Annotated in this window: 19 protein-coding genes; 12 read left to right on the top strand and 7 right to left on the bottom strand. The window is 68.3% G+C overall.

The features are described 5' to 3' along the window. Positions 1 to 32 precede the first annotated feature (32 nt). Positions 33 to 953, bottom strand: a complete 921-nt coding sequence (locus ACWPXK_RS00920) for an alpha/beta fold hydrolase (RefSeq protein ID WP_454194119.1) — start codon at positions 951 to 953, stop codon at positions 33 to 35. A gap of 68 nt (positions 954 to 1,021) precedes the next feature. Here ACWPXK_RS00920 and ACWPXK_RS00915 point away from each other — a divergent pair, with 68 nt between their 5' ends. The 3 genes from ACWPXK_RS00915 to ACWPXK_RS00905 are packed head-to-tail and all read left to right on the top strand — an operon-like array spanning position 1,022 to position 2,780. Continuing rightward, on the top strand, positions 1,022 to 1,798 hold the full coding sequence (locus tag ACWPXK_RS00915; protein ID WP_454194118.1) for an exodeoxyribonuclease III: 777 nt from the start codon (positions 1,022 to 1,024) through the stop codon (positions 1,796 to 1,798). Further along, entirely contained in the window at positions 1,795 to 2,286 is a 492-nt protein-coding gene (locus ACWPXK_RS00910; protein WP_454194117.1) for a ribonuclease domain-containing protein, read from the top strand. The genes ACWPXK_RS00915 and ACWPXK_RS00910 overlap by 4 nt, the downstream gene beginning before the upstream one ends. Continuing rightward, on the top strand, positions 2,286 to 2,780 hold the full coding sequence (locus ACWPXK_RS00905; protein ID WP_454194116.1) for a barstar family protein: 495 nt from the start codon (positions 2,286 to 2,288) through the stop codon (positions 2,778 to 2,780). The genes ACWPXK_RS00910 and ACWPXK_RS00905 overlap by 1 nt, the downstream gene beginning before the upstream one ends. Positions 2,781 to 2,790: 10 nt before the next feature. On the opposite strand, the gene ACWPXK_RS00900 is transcribed toward ACWPXK_RS00905, so the two are convergent. Continuing rightward, entirely contained in the window at positions 2,791 to 3,426 is a 636-nt protein-coding gene (locus ACWPXK_RS00900) for a TetR/AcrR family transcriptional regulator (RefSeq protein ID WP_454194115.1), read from the bottom strand. 352 nt (positions 3,427 to 3,778) lie between these two features. Here ACWPXK_RS00900 and ACWPXK_RS00895 point away from each other — a divergent pair, with 352 nt between their 5' ends. From ACWPXK_RS00895 to yhjD, 3 genes are all read left to right on the top strand, one after another. After that, positions 3,779 to 4,711 carry an oxygenase MpaB family protein gene (locus ACWPXK_RS00895; protein WP_454194114.1) on the top strand — a complete coding sequence of 311 codons (933 nt, stop codon included), beginning with the start codon at positions 3,779 to 3,781 and terminating at the stop codon, positions 4,709 to 4,711. Positions 4,712 to 4,732: 21 nt separating this feature from the next. Then, positions 4,733 to 5,764 (top strand): tryptophan--tRNA ligase, encoded by a 1,032-nt coding sequence (gene trpS, locus ACWPXK_RS00890; RefSeq protein ID WP_454194113.1) that lies wholly within the window; start codon positions 4,733 to 4,735, stop codon positions 5,762 to 5,764. A 75-nt stretch (positions 5,765 to 5,839) separates the two neighbouring features. Next, positions 5,840 to 6,871: an inner membrane protein YhjD gene (yhjD, locus tag ACWPXK_RS00885; RefSeq protein ID WP_454194112.1), complete on the top strand. Its 1,032-nt coding sequence runs from the start codon at positions 5,840 to 5,842 to the stop codon at positions 6,869 to 6,871. Between the two features lie 38 nt (positions 6,872 to 6,909). On the opposite strand, the gene ACWPXK_RS00880 is transcribed toward yhjD, so the two are convergent. Then, complete coding sequence (locus ACWPXK_RS00880) at positions 6,910 to 8,211, bottom strand: D-alanyl-D-alanine carboxypeptidase family protein (protein WP_454194111.1); 1,302 nt, start codon at positions 8,209 to 8,211, stop codon at positions 6,910 to 6,912. A 129-nt stretch (positions 8,212 to 8,340) separates the two neighbouring features. On the opposite strand from ACWPXK_RS00880, the gene ACWPXK_RS00875 reads away from it, so the two are divergent. Both ACWPXK_RS00875 and ACWPXK_RS00870 read left to right on the top strand, forming a co-directional pair. Further along, entirely contained in the window at positions 8,341 to 9,855 is a 1,515-nt protein-coding gene (locus tag ACWPXK_RS00875; protein ID WP_454194110.1) for an MFS transporter, read from the top strand. Beyond that, on the top strand, positions 9,845 to 10,450 hold the full coding sequence (locus ACWPXK_RS00870; protein WP_454194109.1) for a TetR family transcriptional regulator: 606 nt from the start codon (positions 9,845 to 9,847) through the stop codon (positions 10,448 to 10,450). Before ACWPXK_RS00875 ends, ACWPXK_RS00870 begins: the two co-directional genes overlap by 11 nt. Before the next feature lie 22 nt (positions 10,451 to 10,472). On the opposite strand, the gene ACWPXK_RS00865 is transcribed toward ACWPXK_RS00870, so the two are convergent. Both ACWPXK_RS00865 and ACWPXK_RS00860 read right to left on the bottom strand, forming a co-directional pair. Next, entirely contained in the window at positions 10,473 to 11,369 is an 897-nt protein-coding gene (locus ACWPXK_RS00865) for a phenylalanine 4-monooxygenase (RefSeq protein ID WP_454194108.1), read from the bottom strand. Between the two features lie 121 nt (positions 11,370 to 11,490). After that, a complete protein-coding gene (locus tag ACWPXK_RS00860; protein ID WP_454194107.1) occupies positions 11,491 to 12,021 on the bottom strand; it encodes a DUF4396 domain-containing protein in 531 nt (176 codons plus the stop codon). 107 nt (positions 12,022 to 12,128) lie between these two features. Here ACWPXK_RS00860 and ACWPXK_RS00855 point away from each other — a divergent pair, with 107 nt between their 5' ends. Beyond that, entirely contained in the window at positions 12,129 to 12,332 is a 204-nt protein-coding gene (locus ACWPXK_RS00855) for a type II toxin-antitoxin system VapB family antitoxin (RefSeq protein WP_454194106.1), read from the top strand. Between the two features lie 34 nt (positions 12,333 to 12,366). Here ACWPXK_RS00855 and ACWPXK_RS00850 read toward each other — a convergent pair whose 3' ends face one another. Beyond that, positions 12,367 to 12,663, bottom strand: coding sequence for a DUF6881 domain-containing protein (locus ACWPXK_RS00850; RefSeq protein ID WP_454194105.1), 297 nt, complete (start codon positions 12,661 to 12,663; stop codon positions 12,367 to 12,369). Between the two features lie 164 nt (positions 12,664 to 12,827). Between ACWPXK_RS00850 and ACWPXK_RS00845 the strand changes: the two genes are divergently transcribed. Continuing rightward, entirely contained in the window at positions 12,828 to 13,427 is a 600-nt protein-coding gene (locus tag ACWPXK_RS00845) for a JAB domain-containing protein (RefSeq protein ID WP_454194104.1), read from the top strand. A gap of 100 nt (positions 13,428 to 13,527) precedes the next feature. Continuing rightward, entirely contained in the window at positions 13,528 to 13,791 is a 264-nt protein-coding gene (locus ACWPXK_RS00840) for a DUF397 domain-containing protein (protein WP_454194103.1), read from the top strand. A 160-nt stretch (positions 13,792 to 13,951) separates the two neighbouring features. On the opposite strand, the gene ACWPXK_RS00835 is transcribed toward ACWPXK_RS00840, so the two are convergent. Continuing rightward, on the bottom strand, positions 13,952 to 14,863 hold the full coding sequence (locus tag ACWPXK_RS00835; RefSeq protein WP_454194102.1) for a TetR/AcrR family transcriptional regulator: 912 nt from the start codon (positions 14,861 to 14,863) through the stop codon (positions 13,952 to 13,954). Between ACWPXK_RS00835 and ACWPXK_RS00830 the strand changes: the two genes are divergently transcribed. Then, positions 14,862 to 16,616, top strand: a complete 1,755-nt coding sequence (locus tag ACWPXK_RS00830) for a right-handed parallel beta-helix repeat-containing protein (RefSeq protein ID WP_454194101.1) — start codon at positions 14,862 to 14,864, stop codon at positions 16,614 to 16,616. The genes ACWPXK_RS00835 and ACWPXK_RS00830 overlap by 2 nt on opposite strands. The last annotated feature ends 36 nt before the right edge of the window (positions 16,617 to 16,652 follow it).

Below are 16,652 nucleotides of genomic sequence, written 5' to 3'. Positions count from 1 at the left end.
GGCGCGCGTCCGGGAACTCCGCTGTGCGACCCTCAGACCGCGCGCAGGCGGGTGCGGCTGGCGTAGACGTGCTCGGCGATGAGGGTGGCGATGCGGTCCGGCGCTTCCAGCATGGGTACGTGGCCCACGCCGTTGACCAGGATGCGGTCGGCGGATTCGGGGAGTTCCTTCAGGTAGCGGCGGGCGTAGACGCGGTTGGGGATGACCCGGTCGTACTCCGACAGCAGCAGCCGGACCGGCGTTCGCAGCGCGGACAGGTCGTCCTGTCCCGGCGCACGCAGTGCGCTGATGATCATCGGGAGCATGACCGGGCAGTTCAGCGCGGCCGTGATGGCGGCGGCGGCATCGCGCCGCGACACCGCGGAGGCGTGCTTGCTCAGCGCGAGCAGGGCGATGCGCTGGGCGAGTGGATTGCCGGCCGCGAATTCGCCCAGCAGTTTGCCGATTTCGATGAGCGGAACCAGGGAGAGGAATTTCAGGCTGATCCGCAGCTGGGTCAGCGAGGGCGCGTGCCAGCCGCCCGCGGGAGCGATCAGTGTCAGCGTGCGGGCGCGTCCGCGGCGGGCGAGTTCGACGCCGACCCAGCCGCCGAGCGAGTTGCCCGCGATATGGCAGGTGCGCCAGCCCAATTCGTCGAGCTGATCGCAGATCCGGTCGGCGAGGGACTGCACGTCGACGGACCGCCCGTCCAGGGGCGCGCCGCCCCAGTGACCCGGGAACGCGGGCGCGAACACCTCGCAGTGTGTCGCCAGCCGCGCCGCGGTCTGCTCCCAGCAGTGCGGCGACATCATGAATCCGTGCAGCAACAGCAGCGGGTCACCGGAACCGACGTGCAGTGCCTTGATCGGCTGGAGCGGGCTCGCCGCCTTCGCGGAGCCGCGTGTGGCGGAGGTTCGCGCGGGGGTGCCGGGGCGATCGGCGGCGGAGGAGGACTTGGAGGCGTCGGACGACATCGTCTTCACCCCTTCCTGGACGGCAGTGTCCGGGGGACTTCATCAGACCAGCATTGTACGGTCGAGGAGTGCCCTACATCTCGACAGTGAACGTGAACGGTGTCCGCGCGGCCGCGGGCAAGGGCCTGCTCGCCTGGCTCGCGGCCACCGAGTCCGACATCGTCTGCGTGCAGGAAACGCGCGCTACCGACGAGCAGGTCAGGGCCGCGCTTGCGCCCGCGCTCGACGCGGGATGGCAGCTGTCGCACGCCGAGCCGGAGTCCAAGGGCCGGGCGGGTGTCGGCATCCTGTCCCGGCGCGCACCGCTTGCCGTGCGAATCGGCTTCGGCAGCAGCGAGTTCGGGGCCGCGGGCCGCTACCTCGAGGCCGATTTCGACGACATCACCGTGGCGAGTGTGTACGTGCACTCCGGCGACGCGGGCACCGTGCGCCAAGACGAGAAGTACCGCTTCATGGCTGAGCTCGGCGCCTACCTGACCGCGCGGAGCGGAGACTTCGTGGTGGCGGGCGACTGGAACATCGCCCACACCGAGCGCGATCTGAAGAACTGGAAGGGCAACCTGAAGTCGGCCGGATTCCTGCCACAGGAGCGCGCCTGGATCGACGAACTGCTGGCCGCCGGCTACGTCGACGTGGTGCGCGGCCTGCATCCCGGGGTGGACGGCCCGTACAGCTGGTGGTCCTACCGTGGTCGTGCGTTCGACAACGACAGCGGGTGGCGCATCGACTATCACCTGGCCCGAGGCGATCTGGCCACCCGCGCCAAAGCGGCCGTGGTGGAGCGGGCCGCCGCCTACGATCAGCGCTGGTCCGACCACGCGCCCGTCACGGTGCAGTATCGATGAACCCCTCGCCGAAGATGATTCGCGCCCTCGGCGTCATCGGGGCGGTCGCGCTCGCGTTGATCGTCGCGGTGCTCGCCCTGCGCGGCACCGACGTCACCACCTCCGGCTCGCTCGACCCCGCTACCACCACTGCGACAAGCGCCGTCGCCGCGCCCGCCACCGCACCGCGCGGCGCGGACAGCGCCTCGCCGGTCACCCAGGCGGCCGGGGTTCCGGAGCGCGCCTACGCCACGCTGCGGGAGATCGATGCGGGCCGCTGGCCCGACTCGGCGAACGCCCCCGGCACCAAGGGCGGCGAACGCTGGATGAACCGCGGCGGCGACCTGCCCGCCACCGACGCTGGAGGCAAGTCGATCACCTACCGGGAATGGGACGTCAATCCGAAGCAGCCCGGCCGATCCCGCGACGCCGAACGCATCGTCACCGGCAGCGACGGCTCGGCCTGGTACACCGGCGACCACTACAAGACCTTCACGAGGATGCGCTGATGACAAAGACCGTCACGCTGTCGCAGTTCCTTACCCGACCCGACGCGGACGAGGCGCCGCCCAGCCCCGCGCTCGCCCCGCCGGGGGTCACGTTCGGAACCCTCGCGCTCGACGCCGCGGAGTTCAGCGCTGTGCGCGACCGGGCGCCGTCCGGGTATCTGGTGCGCGAGGTACGCGGCATGAAGATGCCCACCACCGCCCGGGTTTTCGACGAGTTCGCCGCCGCGTTCCAGTTCCCGTACTACTTCGGCGAGAACAAGGACGCGTTCGACGAATGCCTGCGCGACCTGGACGACTTCATCGGCGAAGCGGCCGGATACGTTGCCGTGGTGCGCGACTCGGCTGGATTGCTCACCGACGAGCTGGTCGAACGCGACTGGTTCGCCGAGGCGATGCGCGACTGCGCGGCCTATTGGTCGCGGCGCGACGTGCTCTTCCGGGTCGTCTTGCAGGGTGACGCGCCCGACCTCCAGGACGTGTCGCTGCGGATTTGACGCCCGGCGCTCACCGCAGCTTGTTCGCCAGATCCTCACCGAGCAGCACGAACACGTCGACGGTGTGCTCGATCAGTTGGTCGCGGGTCAAATCCAGATCGCCTTGCAGCCAGGCGGTCAGCGTCTGCACCAGACCGCCGACCAGATACATGGCGCGGAAGTCGATCGCGGGGTCCGGGGCGGCGTCGCTGATCCGGTAGAAGTCGATGCCTTCCGCGGCCACCATTCGCGCGAACACGCGCACCGTTTCAGTGGTGCGGGCGCGCAGCTCCGGTGTCGCCATGCCAGCGATCAGAGCGACCTTCGCCTTGCGCGGGTCGTCGGTGAGCAGCTGCACGCCCGCGGTGATCGCGGCGTGTGCGGTCGCGCGGGTGTCCTTCGGGGCGGCCCGCACGGCCGAGATGATGGCGGCCGCCAGTTCCTCGGCGATCCTGTCGATGAGCGCCGCGAGTACGGCATCGCGGCTGTCGAAGTTCTCGTAGTAGTACCGCTCGTTCAGTCCGGCCCGGGCGCACAGTCCCGAGACGGTCAGCTTCCCCAGCCCCTCGGTGCCGATGATCTCCAGTGCCGCATCCAGCAACGCGGACCGCCGCTGCGCCCGGCGCTCCTGTGCGGAGATTCCCCCGTACGTTCGTTGCGCAGTCACAACCCGAGTCTATTTGCAGGCTCCTTCGGCACTGCTGGTTCGCCGCCTCGTGGGTTCGCGTCCGAGCGGTCCGCCGCTTGCGGCTGCGTCGCGGACGCGACGGCCGCTCGGACCTGAGCCGGGCCGCGGAGTGCAATCGCTGCGCTCTGAACCGGGGGTTGGGCCACCGTGGTTGCCGCTTTCGCCGCTTCGCAAACCGAGGCGCAGTGTCCGCTGGGGGCTCTCGAGCGGGGCTTGTGCAGTTCGTACCCGCGCACGTCGGGGTGCTGGAAACCGATTCTGGCAGAGCCTCTTGCCAGAATTGCAAATCTGGTGGATGCTATTGCCAGATGCTCTCGACGAGGAGGCGGCGATGTCCGAGCCCGGCTACTTCAGCGATCACTCGATGATTCGGCGGGTGATGAGCAAACGCGCGGTAGGGCTCACCTACGGCATGCGCGCCCTGGTCGTCGGCGCGGTGCATCCGCTGCTCTACGTCGGCACCGCGGAGAACACCGAGCATCGGATGACGCCCTACACCCGGCTCGCGCTGACCGGACACCTGTTCGAAGCGGTGTTCCTCGGCAGCAAGGCCGAGGCCGACCGCGCGCTGGCGTTCACCAGGAGGAAGCACGTCAAGGTGCGCGGCGCGCTGCCCGAGGACGCGGGCGCCCAGCATCCGGCGGGCACCCGGTACTCCGCGCTCGACCCACACCTGATGTTCATGACGATGGCGTTCACCTTCGACTCGGCCGAGGTGATGTACGACCTGCTGGTGCGCACCATGACCGACGGCGAGCGCGAGGGGCTCTACCAGGACTACGTGCGCTGGGCCGAGCTGTTCGGCATGCCCGCGGACGCGGCGCCGGGCGGCTACCGGGAGTTCCGCGCCTTCTTCGACGACTACCTCGCCTCGGACGAGCTGTTCCTCACCGACGAGGCGCGGCTGGTCGGCTCCTACCTCGCCGGTCAGCGGGTGCCCTACGCGCAGGGTGTGCCGCTGCACCAGGTCACCTCCGCGTTCTATCTGCTGGTCCAGGGCAGCCTGCCGCCGCGGATCCGGCGGATGTACCGGATGCGCTGGGGTGTGGCCGAGGAAGTCGCCTACCAGGCGCTATCGCGGGCGGTCCGCACCGCGCACGTCTCGGTTCCGCTGGTTCCGCCGATGCTGCGCGGCACGCTGGCCGGGCCGAGCGCGCCGGTCTACAAATTGCTCTCCAAACGCGAGCACGAACTGGTCAGCAGCGGGCGGCCGAGTATGCCCGGGATCGATCCGCGCAACTGGGTGCAGCGAAATTCGGCTTGAGCCGCATGCGAAGATCGGGGTATGTCCAGTCCTGCGCCCACCCCGGCCGCCGAACGCAAACAGCGGGTCCTGTCCGGGATCCAGCCGACCAGCTCCTCGTTCCACCTCGGGAACTACCTTGGCGCGCTGCAGTACTGGGTGACCATGCAGGACGACTACGACGCGCTGTACTTCATCCCGAACCTGCACGCGATCACGGTGCCGCAGGATCCCAAGGAGCTGAAGGCGCACACCTTGGCCGCCGCCGCGCAGCTGCTCGCGCTCGGCATCGACCCGAAGAAGTCCACCCTGTTCGTGCAGAGCCAGGTGCCCGAGCACGCCGAGCTGGCCTGGGTGCTCAGCTGCGTCACCGGCTTCGGCGAGGCCAGCCGGATGACCCAGTTCAAGGACAAGTCGGTGAAGCAGGGCGCGGAGAACGCGACCGTCGGCCTGTTCACCTACCCGGTGCTGATGGCCGCGGACATCCTGCTCTATCGCGCCCATCAGGTTCCGGTCGGCGAGGATCAGCGCCAGCATTTGGAGCTGACCCGGAACCTGGCCCAGCGCTTCAACACTCGGTTCAAGAAGACGTTCGTGGTGCCGGAGCCGCATATCGTCAAGGGCACGGCGAAGATCTACGACCTGCAGGACCCGACCGCGAAGATGAGCAAGTCGGCCTCCACCGACGCGGGCCTGCTCAACCTGCTCGATGACCCGAAGATCACCGCGAAGAAGGTGAAGTCGGCGGTCACCGACACCGGACGCGAGATTCGCTACGACCCCGAACGCAAACCGGGCGTGAGCAACCTGCTCGTGATCCTGAGTTCGCTGACCGCGACGCCGATCGTGACGCTGGAGAAAGACTTCGAGGGCAAGGGTTACGGCGAGCTCAAGGCCGACGTCGCCGACGCGCTGGTGGAATTCGTCACGCCGTTGCGGGCGAAGGTGCACGAGTACCTGTCGGACCAGGGCGAACTCGACCGCATCCTCGCCGCCGGAGCCGAACGTGCGCGGGAGATCGCCGCCAACACCCTCGCCCAGGTGTACGACCGGGTCGGCTTGGTGGGCCGCTAGCGGCTTTTCAACTGGCGTTCGGCTGCGCCCACTAGGCTTTATGCGAGGTCTGTCTCTCGTTCGAAGGGGCGCAGCGTGCAGGTGATCGACAACATCAAAGCAGGGATCGAACGCCGGATTCAGACGAGGCCGTGGCTGGATCATCTTGTCCGGACGGCGGCGCGCTATCAGCGACAACGTGGTGACTATTACGCCGCCGGTATCACGTACTTCACTGTGCTCTCGCTGTTTCCGCTGCTGATGATCGCGTTCGCGGTCTCGGGCGTTGTCCTGTCCAGCAATCCGGAGCTGCTCGGCGAATTGCAGGCCAAGATCGTCGAGAACATTCCGGGCTCATTCGGCGACCAGATCAACGACCTGGTCGACAAGGCGGTCGAGTCGCGGCGCACGGTCGGCGTGCTCGGTCTGCTCGTCGGCGTCTACACCGGCCTCGGCTGGATGGCCAACCTGCGGGCCGCGCTCACCGAGCAGTGGGATCAGAAAAGCCCGGACGGCAACTGGTTGGTGACCAAGCTCTCCGATCTCGGCGCGCTGGTCGGTCTCGGTCTCGCCTTCGCGGTCTCGCTGGGGCTGTCGGCGTTGGCGTCGAGCGCGCTCGGTAGGCGGCTGCTCACCAACCTCGGTCTCGCCGAGTTACCCGGCGCCGGGGTGTTGCTGACGCTGCTGTCGACTCTGCTGGGATTCCTGGCCTCGTGGGCGGTGTTCGCCTGGGTCATCGCGAGGCTGCCGCGCGAACCCGTCACACTGGCCAGCGCGGCCAAAGCGGCGGCGCTGGCCGCGCTGGCGTTCGAGGTGTTCAAGATCGTCGCCTCGATCTACCTGCGATCGGTGCTGAGCAGCCCGGCGGGCGCCACGTTCGGCTCGATCATCGGTCTGATGGTGTTCACCTACGTCACCTACCGCATCGTCCTGTTCGCCACCGCCTGGGCCGCCACCGCCGCCGAGAACGAGCCGGAAGCCGAGATCCCCCCGCCTCCTCCCGCGGTGATCGCGCCGCGGGTCAGCGCGCGCGACGTCTCGGTGGGTGTCGGCGCCGCTTTCTTCGGCGCCGGTGCTCTTGCGGCGCTCGCCCTTTCGGGATTACGCCGGTTGCCCGGCCGCCGGTGACCGGTAGGCAGGCCGAGTTGTCTTGCGCGCCGAGGTGATCAGCGTCGTCGATTGGCTCGGCGCGCCCCGGCAAGCAGGGCGAGGACCAGAATGACGCCGCCGGCGATCAGCACGGTTCTGGTATCGACGCGGCGCTCTTCGGCAAGAGGCATGGCGGAAGGGTCGGTTCCCGATGCGGGTGGCGCGGCAAGGGCGACTTCGCTCTGTTCACGCCGGGGTACCACCGCGTCACGCTGGGGTACCACCGCGCCGGGCAGGTTGCCGATCGACGCGCCGCTGGGCGACGCGAAGCCGTAGTCGAGCAGCCGGGCCGCCTGCTCCCACGGCCGCAACGGCCGCACCTCGGCCTGCAACAGGGTGACGACGAGTCTGCGGCCGTCGCGCTGGGCGGCGGCGACGAACGTCTGGCGCGCGTCGTCGGTGAAGCCGGTCTTGCCGCCGAGGGCGCCCTCGTAGTTGTAGAGCAGCTGGTTGTCGTTGCCGATCGGATATCCGGGACGGTCGGTGTCGCCGGGAACTCCAGGATCCGCCGGGTAACCGGGGAAATCGACCTGCTCGGTGTGGATCAGCTCGGCGAACAGCGGGATGGTCATGGCTTCGCGGAACAGCACGGCCAAGTCGTAGGCCGAGGTGCTCATGCCGGGACCGTCCAGCCCGGAGGGGGTGGCGGCGCGAGTATCCATGGCGCGCAACGATTTCGCCAGCTCGTTCATCTTCGCGACGGTGGCCGCTTCGCCGCCCAGTTGCGCGGCGATGGCGTGCGCCGCGTCGTTGCCGGAGGCCATGATCAGCGCCTGCATGAGCTGGCGATTGGTGTAGCGACCGCCGGGACCGATGCCGACTCTGGTGCCGTCCACATCGGCGTCGGCTCGGGTCCCGACCACCACCTTGTTCAGATCCAGTGTCCGCAGCGCCAGCGTGGCGAGCAGTACCTTGATCGTGCTCGCGGGCCGATAACGCCCGTGCGGGTCCTTCGCCGCGATCACCTCGCCGGTGTCCAGATCCGCCACCAGCCAGGCCGTCGCCGAAATGTCCTGCGGTGCGGGCGGTCCGGATCTCGGTAGCACGACTCCGCACTCGCCGAGCCGGGCGCCGCCGATCGGAGGCGCCGGGATCGGCAGCGGCGCGGGTGCCGGCTGGCCCGGCGCGGGCACCTCGGACGCATCGATCGGCGGGGGTGGCAGCGTCTTCTGCGGGCAGCCGTCGGTATTCGGCGTGGTGAACGGCGTGGTGGTGGTCGGCGCGGCGAGCGAGGGCACGGCCGTCGCCCCGATCGCCACGACAGCCAGCACGGCGCCCGCGTAGAACCCGGCGCGGCGGCGGAACTCCGTGATCTTCATCGGCAGTGAGCCTAGCGAGGGTTCCGCCGGTCAGCCGCATATATGTCGCAAGCCCGCCGAACATTATTGACATGCTCTCTCAAATGAGAGTTACTATCAAAAGATTGTAGCTTTCCTTTTGGAGGTGTCATGAAGACCGACTCGACCCGCCGCTGGCTCGCGCTCGGCGCTCTGGCCGTCGCGATGCTGACCATCGGGCTCGACGTCACCGTGCTGACCGTGGCGCTGCCCACGCTCGCCGTCGACCTGAACGCGAATACCGCCGCGCTGCAATGGTTCAGCAGTGCGTACACGCTGGCGCTGGCCGCCGTGATGCTGCCCGCGGGCGCGCTCGGCGATCGTTACGGCCGCAAGAAGTTCCTGCTGGCCGCGCTGGTGCTGTTCGGGATCGCGTCGATCGCCTGCGCCGTGGCCACGTCGCCGGGGCAGCTCATCGCGGCGCGTGTCGTGCTCGGGATCGCGGCGGCGGCGATGATTCCGCTGTCGATGGCGGTGTTGCCCGACATGTTTCCCGACCAAGCCGAGCGGCAGCGTGCGCTCACCATCTGGATCACCTCGACGGCGATCGGACTTCCACTCGGCCCGATCGTGGGTGGATGGTTGCTGCGCAATTTCTGGTGGGGTTCGGTGTTCCTGATCAACGTGCCGATGGTGGTGATCGGCGCGCTCGCCGTCGCGGCGCTGGTGCCGGAATCGCGCAGTGCGCACCGCTTCCGCATCGATCTGCCCGGCATCGTGCTGTCGGCCGCGGGCATGCTCGGGCTCACCTACGGCTTCATCCGGCTCGGCGAGGAAGGCTGGGGCGACGGCCCCGCCTGGGCGTTCGTCGCGGGCGGGGTGCTGCTGCTCTGCGCTTTCCTGGTCTGGCAGCGCAGGACCGCGTATCCGCTGGTCGATCTCGGCTTGTTCGCCGCCGACGGATTCCGCTGGGGCACGGCGTTTTCCATCGTGGTGAACTTCGCCATGTTCGGCATGTTCTTCACCGTGCCGCAGTACTTCCAGGCGGTGCTGGGCGTGGACGCGCTCGGCAGCGGCCTGCGGCTGCTTCCGCTGATCGGTGGGTTGCTGGTGGGCAGCAGGCTGGTCGACCGGATCCTCCCGAAATTGGGCATCCGCGCGGTGATCTCCGCTGGGTTCGCATTGCTCGGCGGTTCGCTGGCGCTGGGTGCGCTGACCACCGTGGACAGCGGCTACGGCTTCACCGCGGTGTGGCTGACGCTGCTCGGCGCCGGTATGGGCCTGGTGATGCCCGCGGCCATGGGCGTCGCGATGGGCGAGCTGACCGCGGAGCGCTCCGGGTCGGGCTCCGCGCTGCTGCAGGCGTTGCGCCAGGCCGCAGGCACCATCGGGGTCGCGGTGCTGGGTACCGTGCTGTCCACCCGCTACCGTTCGGAGCTCGGCGCATTGAATCGCGACCCGATTTCCGACGGTGTCAACGCGGGCGTCGCGACAGCGCATGAGTCGGGCGATCCGGCGATGCTGCACCACGTGCAGAACGCGTTCGTCGGCGGCATGAGTGCGATGCTGTGGGCCTGCGCCGCGCTGTGCCTGCTGGCGGCGGCGCTGGCCGTGGCGTTCGTCCGCACCCGGCGGGCCGACCAGGCGCCCGAGCCGGGTGCGGCAGAATCGATTCATGTCGGTTGAGCTACCCGCGAACGGGATGGCGCAGGGTCTGCGCGAGCGGAAGAAGGAACGGACCCGCCGGACGATTCGCATGGAGGCGTTCCGGCTGTTCCGCGAGCAGGGCTACAACGAGACGACGATCGAGCAGATCGCCGCGGCCGCCGATGTCTCGCCGAGCACCTTCTTCCGCTACTTCCCGAGCAAGGAGCAGTTGGTGCTCGCCGACGACCTCGACCCGGCGATGATCGAGGCGCTGCGACGGCAGCCGCGCGACATCTCGCCGTTCACCGCCTTGCGCAACGCGGTGCTCGAGGTCTTCGACAAGCTGCCCCCGGCCGATCTGGCGTTCGAGCAGGAGCGGCAAGCGCTGCTCTATCACGTGCCGGAGCTGCGGTCGGCCATCGGCTGGGAGATCATCCGCAGCATCGATCTGCTCGCGATCTTGCTGGCCGATCACGTCGGCAGGCCCGCCGACGATTTCGAGGTGCGGGTGGCGGCGGGCGCGATGGCGGGCGCTGCCCTCGCCATGGCGACGGTCACGCCGTTGAACGTCGAGAACATCACCCGCACGTTGGACTTCCTGGACGCCGGGATGCCGCTCGGGCCGGAGTCCTGAAGGTTTCGCGACCCGGCCCGACCTACTGTGCCCCGGCGGGGCTGGCGGGTCGCAAGCGATCGGGTGTGTCGTCGTCCATGGTCGCGAAGAAGCCACCGATCACGTCCTCGATCTCGGCGATCGATTCCGCGCAGTAGAGAATCGGCTGGTAGTGGGTGATGTCGTAGACCGCGGTACCCATCTGGGCGATGTCGAGCGGGCGCAGCTCGGCGTGCCGGAACTCCTCGATCTCGCCGTAGGACGACAGCAGACCCGCTCCATAGCACCGGACCTCACCATGTTCCCGGACCACGCCGAATTCCATCGAGAACCAGAAGACGTCGGCGAGGAACTTCAGCGCGCGCTCGGTGCTCAGCCTGCCGACCGCCGCGCCGACCGCGGCGTAGACGGCCGCGAAGCGCGGGCTGGCGATCTGGTTGGCGTGCCCGATGATCTCGTGGATGGCGTCCGGCTCCGGCGTGTACAGCGGCGCGGAGTGATGCCGGATGTACTGGGTGGAATGGAAGACCCGATCGGCGAAGGAGCCGAAGAACTCGCGCAGCGGCACCAGGCCCGCGGCCGGGACATAGCGGAATCCGGTCAGCGGATGGAGCGCCGCGGACACCTCGTCCAGTTGCGGGATGTGATCGGTGGGCAGCGCCAGCGCCTCGGCGGCCGCGAGCACCTCCGCGCTGGCATAGGCGCGGTGTTTGCGGGCGAGTTCGGCCGACACGATCCGCCACACCTGCTGTTCCTCATCGGTGTAGTCGATGTGGGGGAGTGGTTTTCCTGGCGCGTAGTCCAGTGCCAGCGCGGCGATGGCGTTGCGCCGGGCCCGGTACTCCGGGTCGTGCACGCCGGGGTGCTCGTCGCTCAGGTGCACTGTCACGTCGTCGCCGGTGCGGGTGACCGGCGAGTACAGCTGAGCCTCGGTGAACATACTTCGATGCAAGCACCGCTGCGCGCCGCCGACAACAAAAGCCCGTCCAGCTGAGCAAAGTGTCTAGCTGAACGGGCTTCTTCCTAGCGATGTCGCGAGTAAACGCTGGGCCGCGTGCTGATCAGTGCCCGCCGTGCAGCGAATGCACCACCGCGTGGCCCTTGCCGCGTCCGATCATCCATTTGTTCACCGGCGTGGTCACCACGAACGCCACCGCGAAGGCGAAGGCGAGAGTTACCCAGAACAGCGCGCTGTTCAGATGGGCGTCCATCGCGCCGGGGACGGCGAGGATCACCGCGTTGTCCACGATCTCCATGACGGTGATCGACACGGTGTCCGCGGCGAGGGCCGTACTCACGGCCGCGGCCACCGGCAGTCCCGCTCGCAGCACACTTCGCATGGTGAAGGCGTAGCCGAACAGGAATGCAAGCACGATGGCCAGGGCCATGGTCGCGGCGTTGTTCCAGCCCAGCGCGGTGCCGATCACCATGCCGAGGACCTCGCCGATAGCGCAGCCGGTGAGGCAGTGCAATGTCGCCATGGCCGCCATGCGCCAGGTAGCCGACGGGTGCTCCGCGGTGTGCTGCTCGGCGGTGTGCGTCGCGTGCCCGTGCGAGGCGTGGCCGCCGGAGAGGTCGTGCCTGTGTTCCATGGCCGGAACTATACCCCGGTAGGGTAAGACTGCAAGGTCGAGTTCGCGATTTGCCAGACATGAGCGGGCCTCATGCCGCAATATGGCGAATGTACGAAGGAGGACGCATGAAATCCGTGCGGATCGATCTCGACCAGAATTTGCTCGCCGCTGCCGCCGCCATCATGGGCACGGCGACGAGCGATGCCACCATCAACGAGGCCCTGCGCCGAATCGTCGTGCACGAGCGGCAGTTGCATCACCTGGAGAAGCTGGCGGCGAAGGCGTTCTTCGCCCTTCCCGAGCCGGAGGCCGCGGCCGTCGAGCGCTAGGGGACCGGCCTGAGCACGCGCCGTTCGAAGCACTCTATTGCTTGCCGGGCGCTGTCTCCTGGAGGGCACGCAGCCATATGGTTTCGAACTCGCGAGAATCGACCTCGACGGCGGAGTACTCCACCTGGGCGTCGATCGCGTCCACCGTGGGGATCGGCATCTGACTGATGGTGGTCGTGCCGGTGCCGCGACCGGCATCGGCCCAGTCCATGTGGCCGTCGGAAAAGATCTCGACCTTGCGCACCTCGAAGCCGTCGTCGGCGATCTCGCTGAACATCTCGACCGGCTCGTCGTCGAAGTCGTGATGCCATTGCGCCTTCAGGTACCACATCGCCCATCAACTCCCAGCTCACGGACCGACTTGGCTACCGAACCGCCTCTCAGCATATGGGTTGTCCTGCTCCGATGCATGCCGCGGGACACCGGCTCCGCACGAGGTGTCGGTGGTGGCTGGCAGAATCCCGGGCACTGTCGGCCGGACCGAGGGGTGGAGTCATGGCGGTCTCTCTTGTCGATGTGCCCGTCGCGCAGCGGCCGCGCGAGCGGTTGCTGGTGCTCGGACCGCACGCGCTCAGCGACGCGGAGTTGCTCGCGCTGCTGCTGCGGCACGGCAGGCGTGGCGCGAGCGCGCTGGATCTGGCGGCGGAATTGCTGGTCGAGCACGACGGACTGCCCGGATTGGCGTCCGCGCGTCCGGAGGAGTTGTCACGGCGAGCTGGGATCGGCGTGGCGAAGGCGGCCGCGATCATCGCCGCGTTCCACCTCGGCGCCCGAGCACGCGGCGGCCCGGACACCTCGTTCCGGCTGACCAGCGCCGCCGCCGTGGCCGCCGCGGCCCGTCCGCAGTTCACCGGCGCCCGCGTGGAGCGACTGCTCGTGCTGGTATGCGACACGCAGAATCGGTTGCGCCACAAGGTGTTCGTCGCCGAAGGCGCCGTCGACCAAGTCGCCGTCCCGGTCCGGGAAATCCTGAACACCGTCCTGCGCCACGACGGCCGCGCCTTCGCCGTCGTCCACAACCACCCCTCCGGCGACCCCACAGCCCCGACGACCGCCGCGCCACCACCATCCTCACCGAAGCAGCGCACACGGTAGGCCTGCGATTCCTCGACCACGTCGTGATCGCAGGGGAGCAATGGGCCAGCGCACCGGGGTATCCGATGCGGACTACGCTGGGGTCGCAGTGTACTAAATGATGGCCGAATACCGGCGAAACCCCGCCAACGATCCCGCGGCCGAGCCGATGATCGCCGTACCAGTCGGTCAGTGGTCGGCCTTCCTCGCAACCGCGACGGAAACTCACTCCGCCGCAGCCGAACTCGCCATCGAATCCGATCCCCGTGGCGTCACTCTCCGCGCGTCTGACGGCACCGCCCTCCACTACACGTCTGCCGAATGGGCGGCATTCGTCGCGGGTATTCGTAACGGCGAGTTCGACCACGCGCCTGCCGCCGCTTGACGTGGTGGCAGGCGCCGTGGGCGCGTCCGGGCCGATGCTCCGAGCTGCCACCCATGCTGACCAAAGCTGTCGCAAGTGAGCGCTCATGCCGCTGGGCGCGCTATCACCTGTGGAGGCTCGTCGCCCAGCGTATGGCATGCGTGTCGAAACTGGTCCTTTCTCATCTCTGCGTCCGGCTGCGATAGGCGCGCTGTTGGCAGGCGCGTGAGCAGTAGGCGCGTGGCCGTCCCGAGGAGGCGTGGTCGAGCGGGGCGCCGCATACTCGGCAGGCTGGGGTTTCATCACGCTTTTCATCACAGCGTCTGATGAGGAGTTCGATGCCGTCGAGTACTCGTGCCAGGCCGAATTCGAACGGATCGGGTCGCTCGAAGCCGCCCGCTTTCTCCAAAGCCTCGATGGTCGGATAGCGATCGAGCCGCGCGAACAGCGAATCGCGAGCGCGCCACCACTGTTCGTCGCTCATGCCGCTGTCGCGTTCGGCCCGCGCGGCTTCCACCAGCGCCAGGGCCTCGGCGGCGATGAGGCGGCCGACCAGTTCGACAGCGGCGACGACGTCGGTTGCGGACAGGCCGGTGGTGGCGAGGATGCCGAGCATGTATTCGTACTGGGCGACCGTGTGGGGGCCGGGAACGCGGCGGCTGCCCCGGTCTTCGGCCAGCCACGGGTGCCGCCGGTACAGCTCCCACCACTGCCGTGCACACGTCTCCAGTCCGGCGCGCCATCCGGGGGCAGGTGCCGGCGCGGTGAGCTCGCCCAGCACCGCGTCGCGCATGAGGTCGATGAGGGTGGCACGCCCGGGTACGTGACGGTAGAGAGACATCGTGGTGAAGCCCAGGCGTTCGGCGACCTTGCGCATCGACAACCCCGTCAGCCCCTCGGCGTCGGCCACCTCGACGCCGGCCCGCACGATCCGGTCCAGGTTCAATCCCCGCCGCGGGCCGCGATCGCCGCGCCAGAGCAATTCGATCGTGCGGTCGGGATCGGGCGTCTCGCTTTCAGTCATTGGCGTCCTCTCTTGTGTGATATATGTATACCAATGTGTATGGCATAAACATGAGAAGGGTAGGGTCATGCCAGAGTTCTATGTCGCTCCGTCGGGCGACGACGCCGCGCCGGGTACCGCGGACCGTCCCTTTGCCACGGTGTCCCGTGCGCAACAGGCTGCGCGAGAAGCCGCCGGAGAGGTCGTCGTCCACCTGAGCGCGGGCCGGTACGTACTCGCCGAGCCACTGCGATTCACCGCTGACGATTCGGGTCGCGACGGTCACCGGATCGTCTATCAGGCCGATGGCTACGGAACGGGCGCTCAGGGGCAGGTCGTGATCAGCGGCGGGCGGGAGATCACCGATTGGCAAGTGCGAGACGGGGTGTGGCTGGCGGACGTGGGCGACCTGGACACGCGTCAGCTGGTGGTGGACGGTCGGCGAGCCGAGCGTGCGGGCGTCGACGGATTGCCCGGAACCGTGAGCCGGACCGCGACCGGATACATCACCGACAGCGCGGATCCGCTCGGCTGGCAGGCTCCAGCGTCGGTGGAGTTCGTCTATCGCGGAATCTATCCCTGGACCGAGGCCCGCTGCGGTGTCGCCACCGTCGCACGCACCGGCGGGTCGACCTCGATCACCATGGTCCAACCCGCTTTCGGGTGGGCGGTGGAAGTCTACAACTACGAGTTCGGCTACGAGTCGATGGCCGGGCCCGGCCTGCCGACACGGGTGGAAAACGACCCGAGCTTCCTGCGCGAGCCCGGCACGTTCGTGCTGGACCGCTCACGCCCCGGCAATCACGTGCTGCACTACCTGCCGCGGCCCGGTGAGCATCCGCTGCACACGCCGGTGGTGGCCCCGGCTCTGGAAACGCTTCTGTACGCCACCGAGACCCGCGACGTCTCGTTCCGTGGCCTGACATTCGCCGACGCTACCTGGTTGCGGCCCAACGGAAATCGAGGCTTCCTGCACTACCATGGGTGCGGCTACTACGACGGCGGACCCGTCTACACCGAGGTTCTGGTGGAAGGGCAGCAGTGGCTGACGGTCCCGACCACGACCCGGACGATTCCCGCCTGCGTGCGGCTCGAGGCGACTCGCGGATTGCTTTTCGAAGCGTGCCATTTCACTGGTCTGGGTGCCACGGCGCTCGGCTCGGACGGCAGCACCGATCTCACAGTACGGGGCTGCGATTTCGACAGTCTCTCCGCTGCAGCCGTCGCGATCACCAGCGACCGTGGCGCGCTGCTGGAGGACAACCTGATCGAGCGCATCGGGCTGGACTTCCCCGGTTCGCCGGGCATCTCACTGCTGAACACGAGCGCCTGCACCGTCTCCCACAACCAGGTCGGCGACGTCCCGCACTGCGGCATCGTGGCCGGCCCCGGGCACGGCACCCGGATTCAGCACAACCGGATGCACGACACCATGGGGATACTGGCCGACGGCGGAGGCATCTATGTATCCGGCCCTCAGGGAGATTCGGCGGCCGACGGTGCCCTCGTCAGCGGCAATGTCATCGAAGACACCAAGACGCCGTACAACTTCGGCCTGTACACCGATTACGGAGCCACCTGGGTCACGGTGGAAGGCAATGTGGTCGCCCGCGCAGACAACACCGCCATCCTGACGGTTTCGCCACCGCTGGAGCACGTCGCCTACCGAGACAACATCTGGGACGCCGATCCGGTAGGCAGCGACCCTGTGCCCGAAGGCGTCACCTACGAAAACAACGCCACACTCACCGACCCCACCGAATTCGACACGGCTACCGCGGCCATCCGTTCCCACGCAGGACTCTCGCACGCCCGCGAAACCACGCGGCAGCGCCCGGACTGATCCGGTGGGCCGGGCCAGCGGTGTGAGCGCAAAGTT

The sequence above is a fragment of the Nocardia sp. Marseille-Q1738 genome, assembly GCF_965283145.1.
Note: the sequence above shows the minus strand (reverse complement) of the source record. Positions and strands in the feature narration are given on the sequence as shown.